The sequence below is a fragment of the Pantoea cypripedii genome, from assembly GCF_002095535.1.
Taxonomy (GTDB): Bacteria; Pseudomonadota; Gammaproteobacteria; order Enterobacterales; family Enterobacteriaceae; genus Pantoea; species Pantoea cypripedii.
Genome location: NZ_MLJI01000001.1, coordinates 364082 through 378426, shown reverse-complemented (window position 1 = coordinate 378426; position 14345 = coordinate 364082). Strand labels below are relative to the sequence as shown.

The 14345-nt window shown below is 55.6% G+C and carries 12 protein-coding genes; 4 read left to right on the top strand and 8 right to left on the bottom strand.

All coding sequences use genetic code 11. From position 1 onward, the window contains the following. Positions 1-351: 351 nt before the first annotated feature. The gene (locus HA50_RS01660; RefSeq protein ID WP_084871908.1) at positions 352-1851 is read left to right on the top strand and encodes a sugar porter family MFS transporter; all 1500 of its coding nucleotides are present in this window, start codon (positions 352-354) and stop codon (positions 1849-1851) included. Positions 1852-1899: 48 nt separating this feature from the next. On the opposite strand, the gene HA50_RS01655 is transcribed toward HA50_RS01660, so the two are convergent. The 3 genes from HA50_RS01655 to HA50_RS01645 form a co-directional block, all read right to left on the bottom strand. Next, complete coding sequence (locus tag HA50_RS01655; RefSeq protein ID WP_208617274.1) at positions 1900-2421, bottom strand: hypothetical protein; 522 nt, start codon at positions 2419-2421, stop codon at positions 1900-1902. Further along, entirely contained in the window at positions 2388-3683 is a 1296-nt protein-coding gene (locus HA50_RS01650) for an AAA family ATPase (protein ID WP_084871906.1), read from the bottom strand. The genes HA50_RS01655 and HA50_RS01650 overlap by 34 nt, the downstream gene beginning before the upstream one ends. A 93-nt stretch (positions 3684-3776) precedes the next feature. Next, on the bottom strand, positions 3777-4685 hold the full coding sequence (locus HA50_RS01645) for a LysR family transcriptional regulator (RefSeq protein ID WP_084871905.1): 909 nt from the start codon (positions 4683-4685) through the stop codon (positions 3777-3779). Positions 4686-4770: 85 nt separating this feature from the next. On the opposite strand from HA50_RS01645, the gene HA50_RS01640 reads away from it, so the two are divergent. Next, positions 4771-5841, top strand: a complete 1071-nt coding sequence (locus tag HA50_RS01640) for a tartrate dehydrogenase (RefSeq protein ID WP_084871904.1) — start codon at positions 4771-4773, stop codon at positions 5839-5841. A gap of 58 nt (positions 5842-5899) precedes the next feature. Here HA50_RS01640 and HA50_RS01635 read toward each other — a convergent pair whose 3' ends face one another. From HA50_RS01635 to HA50_RS01620, 4 genes are read right to left on the bottom strand one after another with little or no spacing between them, the layout of a single operon-like run. Continuing rightward, positions 5900-7231: a glycoside hydrolase family 28 protein gene (locus HA50_RS01635; RefSeq protein WP_084871903.1), complete on the bottom strand. Its 1332-nt coding sequence runs from the start codon at positions 7229-7231 to the stop codon at positions 5900-5902. A gap of 9 nt (positions 7232-7240) precedes the next feature. After that, positions 7241-8056 (bottom strand): carbohydrate ABC transporter permease, encoded by an 816-nt coding sequence (locus HA50_RS01630; protein WP_084871902.1) that lies wholly within the window; start codon positions 8054-8056, stop codon positions 7241-7243. Next, positions 8056-8928, bottom strand: a complete 873-nt coding sequence (locus HA50_RS01625; protein ID WP_084871901.1) for a carbohydrate ABC transporter permease — start codon at positions 8926-8928, stop codon at positions 8056-8058. The genes HA50_RS01630 and HA50_RS01625 overlap by 1 nt, the downstream gene beginning before the upstream one ends. A gap of 56 nt (positions 8929-8984) precedes the next feature. Further along, entirely contained in the window at positions 8985-10325 is a 1341-nt protein-coding gene (locus HA50_RS01620; protein WP_084871900.1) for an ABC transporter substrate-binding protein, read from the bottom strand. A gap of 528 nt (positions 10326-10853) precedes the next feature. On the opposite strand from HA50_RS01620, the gene HA50_RS01615 reads away from it, so the two are divergent. Further along, the gene (locus HA50_RS01615) at positions 10854-11453 is read left to right on the top strand and encodes a GNAT family N-acetyltransferase (RefSeq protein ID WP_084871899.1); all 600 of its coding nucleotides are present in this window, start codon (positions 10854-10856) and stop codon (positions 11451-11453) included. Positions 11454-11465: 12 nt separating this feature from the next. Next, positions 11466-12557, top strand: a complete 1092-nt coding sequence (locus HA50_RS01610) for an ABC transporter ATP-binding protein (protein WP_084871898.1) — start codon at positions 11466-11468, stop codon at positions 12555-12557. Between the two features lie 663 nt (positions 12558-13220). Here HA50_RS01610 and HA50_RS01600 read toward each other — a convergent pair. Further along, the gene (locus tag HA50_RS01600) at positions 13221-14342 is read right to left on the bottom strand and encodes an ROK family transcriptional regulator (RefSeq protein WP_084871896.1); all 1122 of its coding nucleotides are present in this window, start codon (positions 14340-14342) and stop codon (positions 13221-13223) included. Positions 14343-14345 lie beyond the last annotated feature (3 nt).

Here is a 14345-nt window from a genome sequence, read left to right as displayed (position 1 = left end):
CGTACGCAGTGATATTTTCTGGTGAGAGCATGGAGAGTAAAACATTATTTTGTCCGAATCGGACTGATGAAATTTTATTTAACTCAATATTCCAGAATTGAGAAAGGAAATTCAGAACATATTAATTTTTATAAAATAAAAATCATTTATATCAATTAATTATGCCGATTTATTTTTATAGAATTAGCAGAATAACCGCTATAATTCGCCATCTATCCACGGGAAAATGTGACATAAATCACACATCATGTTATACCTTTATCTCATCAAAATAATATCAAGGATCGAATGCCGATTATTTCGGCCGCACTGTACCCCTGCATAAAAATAAATTCATCTGCAAGGAATACTATGCCTACATCAGAAAATAAAACCTGGCGATATTCGCCGGAAACCCCGTCTGCTCAGGCTGACAATGAAAAGTTATCCGCAAGCGCAACCGTAGAAAACAGCCGCTTTCTCAGCGCAGATGCCTTTTTATTGACAGCGACCGCCATCGCCGCCATTGCTGGTTTTCTCTATGGCTATGACACCGGCATTATCTCCGGCGCACTGTTGCAGATTACCCATGATTTCCACCTTTCTTCGCATGCACAGGAGCTGGTGACCAGTGCGATCCTCGTCGGCGCGGTGGTGGGTGCACTCAGCTGTGGACGTCTCTCCAGCCAGCTCGGCCGTCGCTACACGGTGATGATTGTGGCGGCGATTTTTGCGGTCGGGGTGATCGGCTCCGGTCTGTCCCCCAATGCCGTCTGGCTCGGTGTGGCACGTCTGGTGCTGGGCTTTGCCGTCGGTGGTGCCTCGCAAATCGTCCCGGTGTATATCGCCGAGCTGGCTCCCCCGGACCGCCGTGGCCGTCTGGTGACCTTCTTCAACATCTCAATTGGCGTCGGCATTGTGACCGCCGCGCTGGTTGGCACCTTTATGCAGGATATCTGGAGCTGGCGCACCATGTTTGCCGTCGCCGCCATTCCGGCGGTGATCCTGCTACTGGGAATGCTGCCGCTGCCTGAAAGCCCGCGCTGGCTGGTCGGTCAGAAACGCCTGAAAGAGGCCCATCTGGCGCTGGATAGCGTGCGCGACACGGAAAAGCAGGTGCGTCAGGAGATTCGCGATATCCAGCGCGTGCACGCCAAAGTGGAACGTAAGGCAGTTGCGAGCTGGAGTGATCTGAAGCAGCCCTGGCTGCGTCCGGCATTGCTGGTAGGGCTGGGTATCGCCGCCTTTACGCAGCTTTCCGGCATTGAAATGATGATTTACTACACGCCCACCTTTCTCACCAACGCCGGATTCAGCCGTGATGCGGCACTGTATTCAGCACTGGGCGTGGCGGTGATTTATCTGACGCTGACCATCATCGGCAAACTGCTGGTTGACCATGTTGGCCGCCGCGCTTTAACCCTGTGGATGATGCCAGGCGCCATCGTCAGCCTGGTACTGCTGGGCACGGTGTTTCGTCTCGATGCACACGGCGGCGGCCATAGCCTGTTGATCGTGCTCTGCCTGTTTGGCTTTATGGTGTTTAACTCCGGCGGTATTCAGGTGATTGGCTGGCTGATGGGTTCAGAGCTGTATCCGCTGGGTATTCGTGAGAAAGCCACCAGCCTGCACGCCGGGATGCTGTGGGGTTCTAACCTGCTGCTGACCGCCACCGCACTGTCGATGGTCAACCTGCTGGGAATTGGCGGTGCCATGTGGTTCTACGCACTGCTGAATCTGCTCGGCTTTGTGTTTGTCTTTTTCCTGATGCCGGAAACCAAAGGCCGCTCGCTGGAAGAAATTGAAACTTCACTGAAAGCCGGAGAGTTTTACCCGCTCCAGCAGCGCCGCCAGCAAACAGCGGAGGAGTAAAGCGTTTAATGGCGGCATCATGGCCGCCATTTTTCAAAGCCAGTTCAATTAATGTCGTCTGGGTATCGCAGGTTTAAAATGATACGCTTCTAAATCTGCATCAAGTGACCAGATGAAGATCTCAGACATAGATGAAACTCGTCTGCATTTATTGAATTCTTCAATAATGGAGAGATCACCCAGACTGGTTCCCTCTCCGATCTTTTTGTTTCTTCCGGCATGGTCGGGAAAGGTATCAAGCCATTCTAATACTTCATGCGGTGTAGGGAATGCAGAAACTCGGAAAGGAGCGGTATTTTCCATTGAGTCTTTGACCAGATCACAGAATCTTTTAGCTGTTTCACGACGCAGATCCCCATCACCATTTTGTGCAATATGGTTTCCGGTTTCAATAATCGTCGCCATAGGCAAGATAAAGGAAGCGCCACAGCTAATATAATCTTTAAATGCCCCCATCATTTCCTCATGGCGATCGTTCTTTCCCGGAACATTAAGGATATTTAAAAATACGCTGGTATCAATAATACATATCGCACTCACTTCTTCTCTCCCTGAAAACTTTCCAGCCACGCCATGGCTTTTTGCTTACGTTCTTCAGAAGAAGAAGCGGTTTTCACGAAACGGTCAACAACCCCATTCGTCACTAACTCACCTAATGGCCCCTGAGTAATTAAACCCGGAAAATCATCTAAATCAGCCAGCCTGACCAGGCAGCTATCCCCAGCTTTTGCATCGCGGTAACAAAACACAACATCACCCAAGGCTTCGTCAGGCAAAGCATCCATTAAAGCTGGGTTATGTGTAGATAGCAGCAATCGCACACCACGCAGGCTAGCTTGTTTCCGCATAGTCTCAAGTAATTGCCGCGCGCGTGAAGGATGTACACCGTTATCAACTTCCTCGATAACGACAGTGGAACCTTCCGGGACTGAAAGCAATGCAGCGGCGATAGCCAGCACGCGCAGAGTACCATCCGAGAGAAGGTCAACCGACCATGTACGTTCTTTCCCACCAAAACTCTCAACCAGTTCCAGAGAAACCTGACCTCTCCGATCCCTGAAGAAAGTAATATCTTTTACATCCTGTTCCGGTAAGCTTTTTATAAAATCAATAATCGATGATTTTAATTCATCATATTGACAAAGAATGTACAAAACACCAGAAAGGTTCGCACAGTTACCTCGAAGTTTTTTATCCGGCGCACTGTCTCCTCTCATAGAAGAAGGAACAGGATCAAGAAACAGCGTATTTTCAAGTAACGTCTGAAATTTTTCTGTTATTTCAGGCAGCGTTTTCTGTGCTTTCTTATGTCCTGACTCAAAAATGGCAGAACTGGCCAACTGACTCATTACCAGCATATTATCAGTGCAGTTAACCAGCGGCATTCGGCCATGAGTAGAAAAATTGTTATAGGCAACTTTAATTAGCGTACTGGCACCTTCAGAAGGTTTCATAATTCTATAAAGCGGTCTTTTCTTATCTGGAGAAAGAATCGTTTCATGAATAATATGTAGCTCACTATCACGCACAGCGATTTCAACTTCAAAAAAATTCCAGTCATCGTCATCCGTACTACAGCCAATTTCAAATTGCGGAGAAGATAGATACCCCAGATCACTTATCTTTCCTCTTAATATCTCTTCAGAGTCCTCAACCCGGTATTTCAACACAGACAGCTTCTGGCCTTGTCCTAACCAGCAAAGAAAACGAAAGGCCTCCAGCGCGTTGCTCTTACCTGATGCGTTCGCACCAATCATCAGCGTCAGCGGTGCCAGATGCAGCGTTTGCTTTTTATAGCTTTTAAAATTCTCAATATGAATCTGCGTTAACATTATTGCCTCCAGGCGAAGAGCAGATGGATTTTATCTGCTGACTCCAGCCGCCCATTATAGAGAAGCCGGGCGAAATCACTCAACTCAATAAATTTATTGTAATTCCTGCTGCAAAAACTCAACAAAGGCGCTGATGCGCGCCGGAAGCTGGCGCTGCGGTTGCCAGACGGCAAAGATATCGCCGTCTGGTGCCGTCCAGGCTGGCAGCACATGCAGCAGCTCGCCACTGTGAATGCTGTGCTGCGCATCCCACCACGACCGCAACAGAATGCCATGTCCATCCTGCGCCAGCTGCATCGCCACCTCGCCGTCATTGGTGATCAGCGTGCCGCGGACCTTTTGCGTTAACTGCTGTTCGCCATTACTCAGCCGCCACAGGGCAAAATCGCTTTCGTACTGGCGCAGCAAAATGCAGTTGTGCTGCGCCAACGCCGCGACGCTCTCCGGCAGGCCACAACGTTCGGCATAGGCAGGTGCGCAACACAGTACACGCGGATTGGTACGCAGTTTGCGTGCCATCAGCCGCGCATCCGGCGGCTCACCGACGCGAATATCAATATCGATATGTGCATCAAGGAAACTGAGCGGCTGGCTGCTCAGTTGCAGGCTGAGTGACAGCTCCGGGTGCAGCGCGGCAAAACGCGACACCAGCGGCGCGACGTGGCGGCGGCCAAAACCAAACGAGGCATTGATATTCAGCGTACCGCGCAGCACGGCGGTCTGGCTGCTGACCGACTCCTCCAGCTCCGCCAGTTGGTCCAGCAGCGGACGTGCCCCTTCCAGGTAACGTTTGCCCTCAGGCGTCAGCTCCAGCCGACGCGTAGTACGGCGCAGCAGCTGCACGCCAAGACGCAATTCCAGCTGGCTCAGCCGTTTACTTACCGCCGGTAACGACAGCCCCAGCTCGCGTGCTGCCGCCGTCAGGCTGCCGAGGGTGGCGATACGCACGAAAAAGGCCAGATCGTCGGTGGAGGTGCGGGATTCTCTACTTTTATTCAACATTGGCTTGCTGTTCAGGCTAATTATTTCCCCATGATGCAAAGTTATACTGCGGGCAGAACATCAACAGCAACCTGCGAGAGACCCTATGAGCGGCAAAACATTTAAAATCGCCGTCATCCCTGGCGATGGCATTGGTAAAGAAGTGATGCCGGAAGGCATCCGCGTGATGGACGCGGCAGCGAAAAAATTCAATATCCCGCTGGAGTGGCAGTGGTTTGACTATGCCAGCGCCGAATACTGGCAGCAGCACGGCAAAATGCTGCCGGATGACTGGTTCGCTTCCCTGCAAACCTTTGATGCGATCTACTTCGGTGCCGTGGGCTGGCCAGAGGTGGTGCCGGATCATGTATCACTGTGGGGATCGTTGTTGCAGTTCCGTCGTGAGTTCGACCAGTACGTCAACCTGCGTCCGGTGCGGCTGATGCCGGGTGTCAAAGCGCCGCTGGCCAATCGTCAGCCGGGCGATATTGATTTCTACGTGGTGCGCGAAAACACCGAAGGGGAATACTCCAGCGTGGGCGGCACCATGTTCCCCGGCACCGAGCGTGAAGTGGTGATCCAGGAAACGGTGATGACGCGTACCGGCGTCGATCGCATCCTGAAATTCGCCTACGAACTGGCGCAGAAGCGCCCGAAAAAACACCTGACCTCCGCCACCAAATCCAACGGTATCGCCATTACCATGCCGTACTGGGATAGTCGGGTTGAAGCCATGTCTGGCAGCTACCCGGAGGTAAAGGTCGATAAGTATCATATCGATATTCTCACCGCCAACTTCGTGCTGCACCCGGACTGGTTTGATGTGGTGGTCGCCAGCAACCTGTTTGGCGATATCCTATCGGATCTCGGCCCGGCCTGTACCGGCACCATCGGCATTGCGCCATCGGCCAATATCAACCCGGAAGGCAAATTCCCCAGCCTGTTCGAACCGGTTCACGGCTCCGCGCCGGATATCGCCGGGCTTGGTGTGGCGAACCCGATTGGTCAGATTTGGTGTGGCGCGATGATGCTGGAACACCTCGGCTTTGCTGAAGCGGGTGCGGCGGTGCTGGATGCTATCGAGCGCACGCTGGCGGCGGGCAACAGCCTGACGCGTGACCTCGGTGGCAAAGCCTCGACTGAGGAGCTGGGAGCTGCCATCGCGGCGGCGTTATAATCACGCCACTGCGGTAAAAAAACGCGCGATAAATCGCGCCGCTACGAATCGGGGCGATTTATTGTGCAATATCACACGTTGCCGTATGCCAGCCCGCTGGCAACGGCTGCGGGCGCACAATGGTGACATTGTGCAGTTGCAGGTTCTCCACGCCGCGCGCAAACACCCCCGGCAGCCCATCCGGGTAGGCCGCCACACCATAGGCCAACCCGGTGAGGCTATTCATTTTATAGGCGTTATCCAGCCCCATTCCGGTGGGTGATGCGGGATTACAGGGCGGGCGCACATCGTAGTGCCCCTGCTCCGCCGTGGCCGCCGCCACCTGCCGCAGCTGAACATTGCTGAGCATCACCTCACGGATCTGCCCCGCTTTCTCGCTATGCAGGTTAATCGCCCCTTCCATCACTCCGCTGACGTTAGTGAATTGCAGCTGTTCGATATGGCCCGGCGCAATCGCCGGATCGCGCGCGCGAACCGAAACAAACAGCGCATCGGCTTTGCCCCAGTGGCACGGTGGCGCATGGTGGCAGGCCAGCGTCAGGTTGCTGAAATGCAGACGACGGAAACAACCACCGTCGCGCGACAGCAGGCCAATCGCCCGGTTGGAGTCGAAAATGGTACAGCCGGTGACGGTAACATCTTCCACGTCATCAAAGGTTTCGGTACCGATTTTGAACGCACAGCTGTACGAGCGCAGCAGGCAGTTGCTGATCATAATCTGACGCGCCGCGCGCCTGAGAGGAGCCGGTTTGTCGGTGGTTTTGATGCAGATCGCGTCATCTGCCGCGCTCAGGTAACTGTTGCTGACAAACACCGCTTCGCAGCTGTCGATATCCAGCGCATCGGTATTCGGCATGGTCATGGAATTATCGATGGTAAGATGATCAATATGGACATGGCGACAGCTCACCAGATGCACGGTCCACATTGGTGCCTGCACGATACTGAATTCCTGTAGCGTGACCTGCTGGCAATCTTCAAACACGATGATGCGTGGACGTAGCGGGCGCGGCAGTCGATAGCCCTGATCATCCTTTTCGGCGGCAAACCAGGCTTCGCCATCCCCGTCGATCACCCCTTTGCCGCTCAGGGTGATATTGCGCTGGCCCACCGCGTACAGCAGCACATGCTGCGACAGCTCCGCCTGACTCTGCGCCAGGCAACGCTGATAATCCTCAACCCTCTGGCTCGCCAGCAAGGTTGCCCCCGCCGCCAGATGCAGCTGGAGATTCGACCCCAGCGTGACGGTGCCCAGCCGGTAACGCCCCGCTGGCACCGTGAGCGTACCACCACCCTGCTGCGCCAGCTGATCCAGCGCGCGCTGAAAGCAGGCGGTATCGAGCGTTTCCCCGTCGGCGGCGGGATGAAAATCGGCCAGAGAAAGCTGCATCAGGTTCTCCTATTTCACTGCGCCTTCGGTCACACCACTGATAAATTTACGCTGGAACACCAGGAATACCGCCACCAGCGGCAGGATGACGATCATCGCCCCCGCCATCAGCACCGGGATATCAATGGTGTTTTTGTTCTGGAAAAACATCATGCCGATGGGCAAGGTGCGCAGCTCATCTTTGTTCACCAGAATCAGTGGGATGAGAAATTCGTTCCAGGTCCAGATAAACAATAGCAGCGCCAGCGTCGATAACGTGGGCCAGATGGCGGGCACCAGAATGCCCCACAGAATTTTGCGCCGTGATGCGCCATCCATCACCGAGGCTTCCACCAGCTCACGCGGCACCTGTTGCAGTGCGGTGGCAATCATCAGCGTGGTGAACGGCAGCGACAGCGCAATCTGCGGCAGAATCAGCGCCAGGTAGGTGTTGGTCAGCCCCATCCAGCGCAGCTCGTGATACAGCGGGATAATAAAGGCTTCACTCGGCAGCACCATGCCCAGCGCCAGCATCGCCGCCACCACTTTTTTGCCCGGGATCTTCAGCCAGGCAAAACCAAAACCGGCCAGAATACCGAGCAGGATGCTGCAAATCACCACCGGGATCACCACCAGCACCGAGTTCATAAAGTAAACGTTGAAATGGCCCTGCTGCCAGGCGGTGACGTAGTTTTTAAAGTTGAGTGACGCGGGTAAGGTAAAGACGCCCTGGAACAGCTCCATCTGGGTTTTGAATGAGGTCATCAGCGCCATCAGGAACGGCATAATGGTCATCAGCGCCACGATCCAGATAAGCGCACGAGAAACTACTGGCGTGCCACGCATCAGTGACGCTCCCGAATAGCAAAGTGGATTAACGCGTTGATCAACAACACAATCATCATACTGAACACCGCGACCGCCGAGGCATAACCGAAGTAGTGCAGGTCAAAACCCTGCTTATACATAAAGATGTTGGTGACCATGGTTGCGGTGCCCGGCCCGCCCTGGGTCATCACGTAGACCAGGTCAAAAGCTTTCAGGCTGGCGATCACCGTCAGCAGCAGCGCGATACGCAGCTCCGGGCGCAGTGACGGCAGGGTGATGCGCATAAATTTTTGCCGCCGCGAGGAGCCGTCCAGGTCGGCCGCTTCCAGCAGCGACGGGTCCATGCGTTGTAATCCCGCCATAAACAACACCAGGCAAAAACCAAAGAAGTACCAGGTCGCTACCAGACCGACCGCAGGCAACGCCCAGGTGAAATCGCCCAGCCAGGACAACGCCAGCTGCGGCAGGCCGATGGCGCGCAGGAACTGGTCGATCGGACCAAACGCCGGGTTGTACAACCAGCGCCACACCACACCGAGTACCGCCATCGGCATGATATACGGCAGAAAGAAGAAGATACGCAGCAGGCTGCGTTCTTTGTTGTTACGCGTTTCGTACAGGAAGCTGCACAGCAGCAGGCCGACCCCAATCGGCAACAAGGTGTAGAACAACATCAGCAATGCGTTGTTGCCGAGCGCCACCCAAAACACCGGGTCACTGAACATACGCATGTAGTTACTGATGCCGGTAAAAATCGGCATCGAGATGCCATCCCACTCGGTAAAACTGATGCCCAGCGACGCCAGCAGCGGCAGCAACAGAAAGACCGCGTACACCAGCACCGCGGGCAGGAGATAGAGCGCATTGCGCCAGGCAGATTTGTTCAGCATAACCTTACTCGCTTGCGGACCTGTCAGCGGCCCGGCCTCATGCCGGGCCGGATTTATCAGTGCTTCAGGGTTTTCAGGTAACGTTGATAGTTGTTGTCGAAGTTGGTGACCATCTGGTCGGCGGTTTGCCGTCCGCCCAGCAGCAGCTGCACGTTCTGATTCAGTTCGGCGTTCATGGTGGGTGTCGCCCAGTCCACGTAATGGCCGAGACCATCATGTTCATTCAGCGCGACCCAGACCTGATAAGCCTCCGCCAGCAGCGGATTATCTGCCGGGATTTGCGCATTTTTGTTGGCACTGGCGGGCAGGAAGCCCACTTTCAGCCAGCGGTTCGCCATCTCATCCGACACGATGTAATCGATGAACTTCGCTGCGGCATCCTGCTGTTCTTTGGTTTTCGCCGTGCTGGTGATGGAGAACGCCAGGTCAGTCCCGCCCACCATCAGCGCATGCTGCACACCCGCACCCATCGGCATCGCGGCAAAGTGAATATCTTTGTTATCTTTGAACTGCCCCAGATACCAGGTGCCGCTCACCAGGAAGGCGGCCTGACCGTTCTGGAACAGGGTGGCGGCATCATCCTGGCCAATTCCCTGGAAGCCGGGGAACAAATAGCCTTTGTCGTTCCAGCTTTTCATCATGTTGGCGGCTTTCACCAGCTTGTCGTCTTTAAAGGTGCCGCCCACGTCGTAAATCAGGTCATCCAGTTTTTTACGGTCGCTGCTTTCAATCTGCGCTTCCCAAAGGGTGCTGAGCAGTTGCTGGCCCATGTTGCCGTCCAGCAGCCCCAGCATCATAGGTGCGGTGCCCTGCGCTTTCAGTTTTGCCATCGCCTGTTCCAGCTCGGCGAGGGTTTTCGGCACCGCGACACCGGCTTTATCCAGCAACGCTTTGTTGTAATACAGGCCGACCATCTCACCGAGGCTGGCGACGCCATACAGCTTGCCGCTGCCGAAGTCCTGATTATCGGACCAGCGGTTGCGTTTCAGGATTGAATCCGGGAAGCGTGTGGTCCAGCCGTAGGTTTTGGCGTAATCATCCAGCGGCCACAGCAACTTGTCTTTCACCAGCGACCCCATATCGCCACCGCCCTGGTTAACCTGGGCGATCTGCGGGCCATCACCGGCCGTCAGCGCCAGTTTGAGCGGGATGCGGGTATCTTCAAAGGAGTGCACAGAACGCTGGATGACAATGCCGGGATTTTGTTGCTGGAACACTTTAATCGCTTCATCCACGGCTGCCGTCTGCTGCGGATAGGTATAAATGTCCCACTCATTCAGGGTCACCGCCTGGGCCGACGCCATCGCTGCGCCGAGCAACACCCCAGCGGAAACCAGACGAGACAAGGTGCGCAGAGAGCGATGGAAGTACTGCGAACGTACAGTTGAATCACACATAATGCTCGGTTTCTCCAACAGATGACTGGCATCCCTTCATCTCGACACCCGCAGTTCCCGCAGGTTGATTCAGCAGAAATAACGCACTTATCCATACTTACTTTATGCACAAAAGAAAGTCAAACCTGTACGGAGCGGAATTTTTGCTCTGTGATGCAGTGCAAAAAGTGAGAAGAAAGGCGCGGTGATCAGCAGGGAATGCTGCTTAATTACGCGGAAAGCCGATGTAAACAAGCGGTCCTTGGTTAAGCTCAGCATAAATAACTGGTGATAGTAAAGTACATTAACCTACTGATAGAGCATATGAAAATCGTATAGTTATGAAGGGATCTCGCGGAAGAAACGTTAAAAAGCCTGCGGATTAAGGGTTTGCTACCGCATCACGGCTGCCTTGTCACGCTGATGGTCATGCGCTGCGGTTATGTTTCGTCTTCACTTTGCGGGATGACGCAATTATTACACCTTGAAAACTAAGTACGCTTTCATTACCGTAAAAACTGTTCATCTCCTGACCACAGAGGCTCCACCATGACGGCTGAAGGTGTTATTCGTCACGCCAGCGAGGCGGATTTTCCCGCGCTCTCGCGTATTTGTTTAGAAACCGCCAATGCCGGGAAAGACGCGACGGCGCTTTATTCTGACCCCGCCCTGCCTGGCCTGCGTTTTGTGATTCCCTACGCCCGTTTCGTGCCTGATTTCGCGCTGGTACTGGAACAGCAGGGAGAGGTCGTCGGCTATGCGGTCGCGGTACCGGATACCCGTGCCTTCGAGGCGGTGCTGAACCAGCAGTGGTGGCCGCTGTTGCAGGCGCAATATCGTGATTACCCGGCCAGCGCCCCGCTCGACAGCAAAATACTGGAGGCCATCCTCCAGCCGGATGCCGCCGCCGATCAGCTGGTGAGCCAATGGCCCGCGCATCTGCACATTAATCTGCTGCCAGCCGCGCAGCAGGGGGGCTGGGGGCGCAAACTGATTGAGCAACTGCTGACGCTGTTGCGCCAGGCCGGTGTGCCTGGCGTGCACCTCGGCGTCAGCCTGCAAAACGAGCAGGTTTGCGGTTTTTATCAGCGCCTTGGTTTCACGCCCATCGTGCGCAGCAACGCCATTTATCTGGGCCAGCCACTTTAAGCGAGACACAGCATGACCAGCCTGCATCTGCAAAGCGTTAAGAAGTCTTACGAGCAAGTGAACGTGATCCACGGTATCGATCTCACCATCAACAGCGGTGAATTTGTGGTGTTTGTTGGCCCCTCGGGCTGCGGAAAATCGACGCTGTTACGCATGATTGCCGGGCTGGAGGAGATCAGCGATGGCAAGCTGCTGATTGAGGGGGCGGATATGACCCACCAGCCTGCCACCGAGCGCGGTATCGCCATGGTGTTTCAGTCCTATGCGCTTTACCCGAATATGACGGTGCGCGGCAATCTCGCTTATCCGCTGGAGGTGATGAAGCGGCCGAAAGCCGAGATTGAACAGGCGATTGCGCAGACCGCAGCGCGCCTGCATCTTACCGAGTTGCTCGATCGCCTGCCGCGTGCCTTGTCGGGCGGGCAGCGGCAGCGCGTGGCGATTGGCCGCGCCATTATTCGCCATCCACGTATTTTCCTGTTCGATGAACCCCTGTCGAACCTGGATGCCGAGCTGCGTTTGCAGATGCGTATCGAAATTGCCCGGCTGCACGCCTCGCTGGGCAACACCATGATTTACGTTACCCATGACCAGCTGGAAGCGATGACGCTGGCCGACCGGATCGTGGTGCTGCGTCAGGGGCGTATTGAACAGGTCGGTGCGCCGCTGGCGTTGTATCGCGACCCGGATAACCTGTTTGTCGCCGGGTTTATTGGTTCACCGAAGATGAATTTCTTACCCGCCGAGGTGGCTGCTATGGCTCCTGGCGAAGTCCAGCTGCGCGTGCCCTCGCTCGGTATTCATGCGTTGACCATGAAGATTGGCGCGGCCTGCCATGAAGGGCAGAAGGTGACGCTGGGTGTACGTCCTGAGCATTTCCAGCCCGCCACCTCGGCCAGCGCACCGCTGAGCTTCAGCGCACCGCTGTCGTTCAGTGAGATGCTGGGGCATACCAATTACCTTTATCTGGATGTGGGTCAGGAGCGGCTGCTGGTGATTGAGGAGCGGAATGTGGCAAGCCATCAGATCGGTGAACCCGTTCGTTACCAGCTGGAAGCAGAGGGGTGCTTGTTGTTTGATCAAGATGGGGCGCGAATACGGTGAGATTCTGTCCGCTGGCAGCGGGTTGGCTCGCTGGCAGCGGTTGTGCTCTGAGAAGGTTCCGCCCGCCAGGCTTTAGGCAGTTTCAGGGCCGCCGTGCAGGCGGACGGGCAAAGGTGCGATGGCGCGCACCTTTGCAATCCGCGCCCTGCGGCGTCCTCGCGCAGCGCTACGCGCTGTTCCCTCGCTTATCACTCAGGCCTGACGGACCGCGCGGATTCGCCCTCCATGGCTCATGCCGCGCTCTCGCCGCATCCATGCGTCTCGTCCTGGCCTTCCCTCTGCACTCGGCGCTGCGAATGCCGCCCACCCCCCCGTTTGCAGGACCATCTAATAAAAAACAAACAACAAAAGAAAAACCAAAGACCGTCATCGCGGTTGCAGCGGGGGTGTTAGCGCCATCCGGACTCGCTGAGCGCGGGAACGATTCCAGGATGAGCCGCAAGGATGCGGCGAAAGGCGGCGTTGAGCAGGAGCGAATCGACGCCGGTCCGTCGGAAGCGTGAGTAAGCGAAGGGACCGCGAAGCGGCGAGGGAGGCGGCGCAAGGCCGGGGAATGCAAAGGGGGCGGCCAGGCCCCCTTTGCTCGGTCGCCGCACCGGCGAACTGAAACTTCAGGTGCCCGAGGCGAACGAAACCACCTCGAAAGCGAAAAAAACGTGCGACTTAAGACGTAATTTCTTCATCGGCTTGCGCCGCCAGCAAATCCAGCAACTTATTCACCGCAAACCCCGCCGCGCCCTGCGCCCACATCCGATTCGACTCGGTAATAAACTGCAACGGCGTCATATGCGGTGTCAGCTTCAAACGATAGTTCTGGAAACTCTGAGTGATATTATCCAGCAGAATGCGCGACGCCATTTGCGGCTCCATCGCCAGATAAACCACATCCGGATCATAGGCAATCGACAGGTTCGCCAGCGACATGCCCAGCTGATGCCCGGCTTCCGCCAGCGCGCTTAACACCTCCGGTGTTGGACGCAAATCCAAATCGCGCAGCGTCGGCGGTACATCCTCTTTCAGCGTCTCCGCCACCCGGTGCAGAATCGCCTGCGATGAGGCGACATCTTCCAGCAGGCGCTCAGAACCATCACCCAGCAGGGCATTACCAATCTCCCCCGCTTTGCCATGACGTCCGCGATAAAGCTGACGATCCAGCAAAATACCCGCGCCAATCCCTTTGCCGAAGGTGGCGATAATCGCCGATTGCGCATGGCCAAGCTGACCAAACACCAGCGCCGCCATCGCCAGCGCGTTAGCGTCGTTTTCGATAAATACCGGTAGCGAAAAACGTTCTTCCAGCAGGCGGGCGATGGGCACGTTATCCCAGTCCAGCACGCGTGAGCGCACGCAATAGCCATTACTGGCATCCACCAGACCGGACAGCGCCAGGCCAATGGCACCGACTTTCTTGCCTTCTACGCCGCGCAGAAACTTCGCCAGCGCGTCACCCAGCTGTTTCGGGCTCATCGCACCGGAAGGCATTTGCTGCTCGCCGATGATATTGCCGCCGAGGTCGGTCAGCACAATCAGGTTACGTTCCGCATTGAGTTGGATACCAACCACGCTGGCGTGATCAGGATTGAGGCCGAGCAGAGTTTTGGGTCGTCCCATCGAGACCCGGCGCAGCCCCAGCTCCTGCACAATGCCGCCAGTCAGCAGGCGATTGGTGGCCTGCGAGACCGTTGACATGCTCAGGCCGCTGCGCACTTTGAGATCGGACTGGCTTATCGGCGCATTTTCGACAATCAGCCGCAGAATACGGGCGGTTACGTTCGGAGCAGTCATGGT

What these genes read in the sequence shown, in the direction of transcription:
- HA50_RS01610 (WP_084871898.1), top strand. Translation starts at nt 11,466, where the DNA reads ATGACCAGCCTGCATCTGCAAAGCGTTAAGAAGTCTTACGAGCAAGTG.
- HA50_RS01635 (WP_084871903.1), bottom strand. Translation starts at nt 7,231, where the DNA reads ATGCAGCTTTCTCTGGCCGATTTTCATCCCGCCGCCGACGGGGAAACG.
- HA50_RS01625 (WP_084871901.1), bottom strand. Translation starts at nt 8,928, where the DNA reads ATGCTGAACAAATCTGCCTGGCGCAATGCGCTCTATCTCCTGCCCGCG.
- HA50_RS01620 (WP_084871900.1), bottom strand. Translation starts at nt 10,325, where the DNA reads ATGTGTGATTCAACTGTACGTTCGCAGTACTTCCATCGCTCTCTGCGC.
- HA50_RS01640 (WP_084871904.1), top strand. Translation starts at nt 4,771, where the DNA reads ATGAGCGGCAAAACATTTAAAATCGCCGTCATCCCTGGCGATGGCATT.
- HA50_RS01645 (WP_084871905.1), bottom strand. Translation starts at nt 4,685, where the DNA reads ATGTTGAATAAAAGTAGAGAATCCCGCACCTCCACCGACGATCTGGCC.
- HA50_RS01650 (WP_084871906.1), bottom strand. Translation starts at nt 3,683, where the DNA reads ATGTTAACGCAGATTCATATTGAGAATTTTAAAAGCTATAAAAAGCAA.
- HA50_RS01600 (WP_084871896.1), bottom strand. Translation starts at nt 14,342, where the DNA reads ATGACTGCTCCGAACGTAACCGCCCGTATTCTGCGGCTGATTGTCGAA.
- HA50_RS01630 (WP_084871902.1), bottom strand. Translation starts at nt 8,056, where the DNA reads ATGCGTGGCACGCCAGTAGTTTCTCGTGCGCTTATCTGGATCGTGGCG.
- HA50_RS01615 (WP_084871899.1), top strand. Translation starts at nt 10,854, where the DNA reads ATGACGGCTGAAGGTGTTATTCGTCACGCCAGCGAGGCGGATTTTCCC.
- HA50_RS01660 (WP_084871908.1), top strand. Translation starts at nt 352, where the DNA reads ATGCCTACATCAGAAAATAAAACCTGGCGATATTCGCCGGAAACCCCG.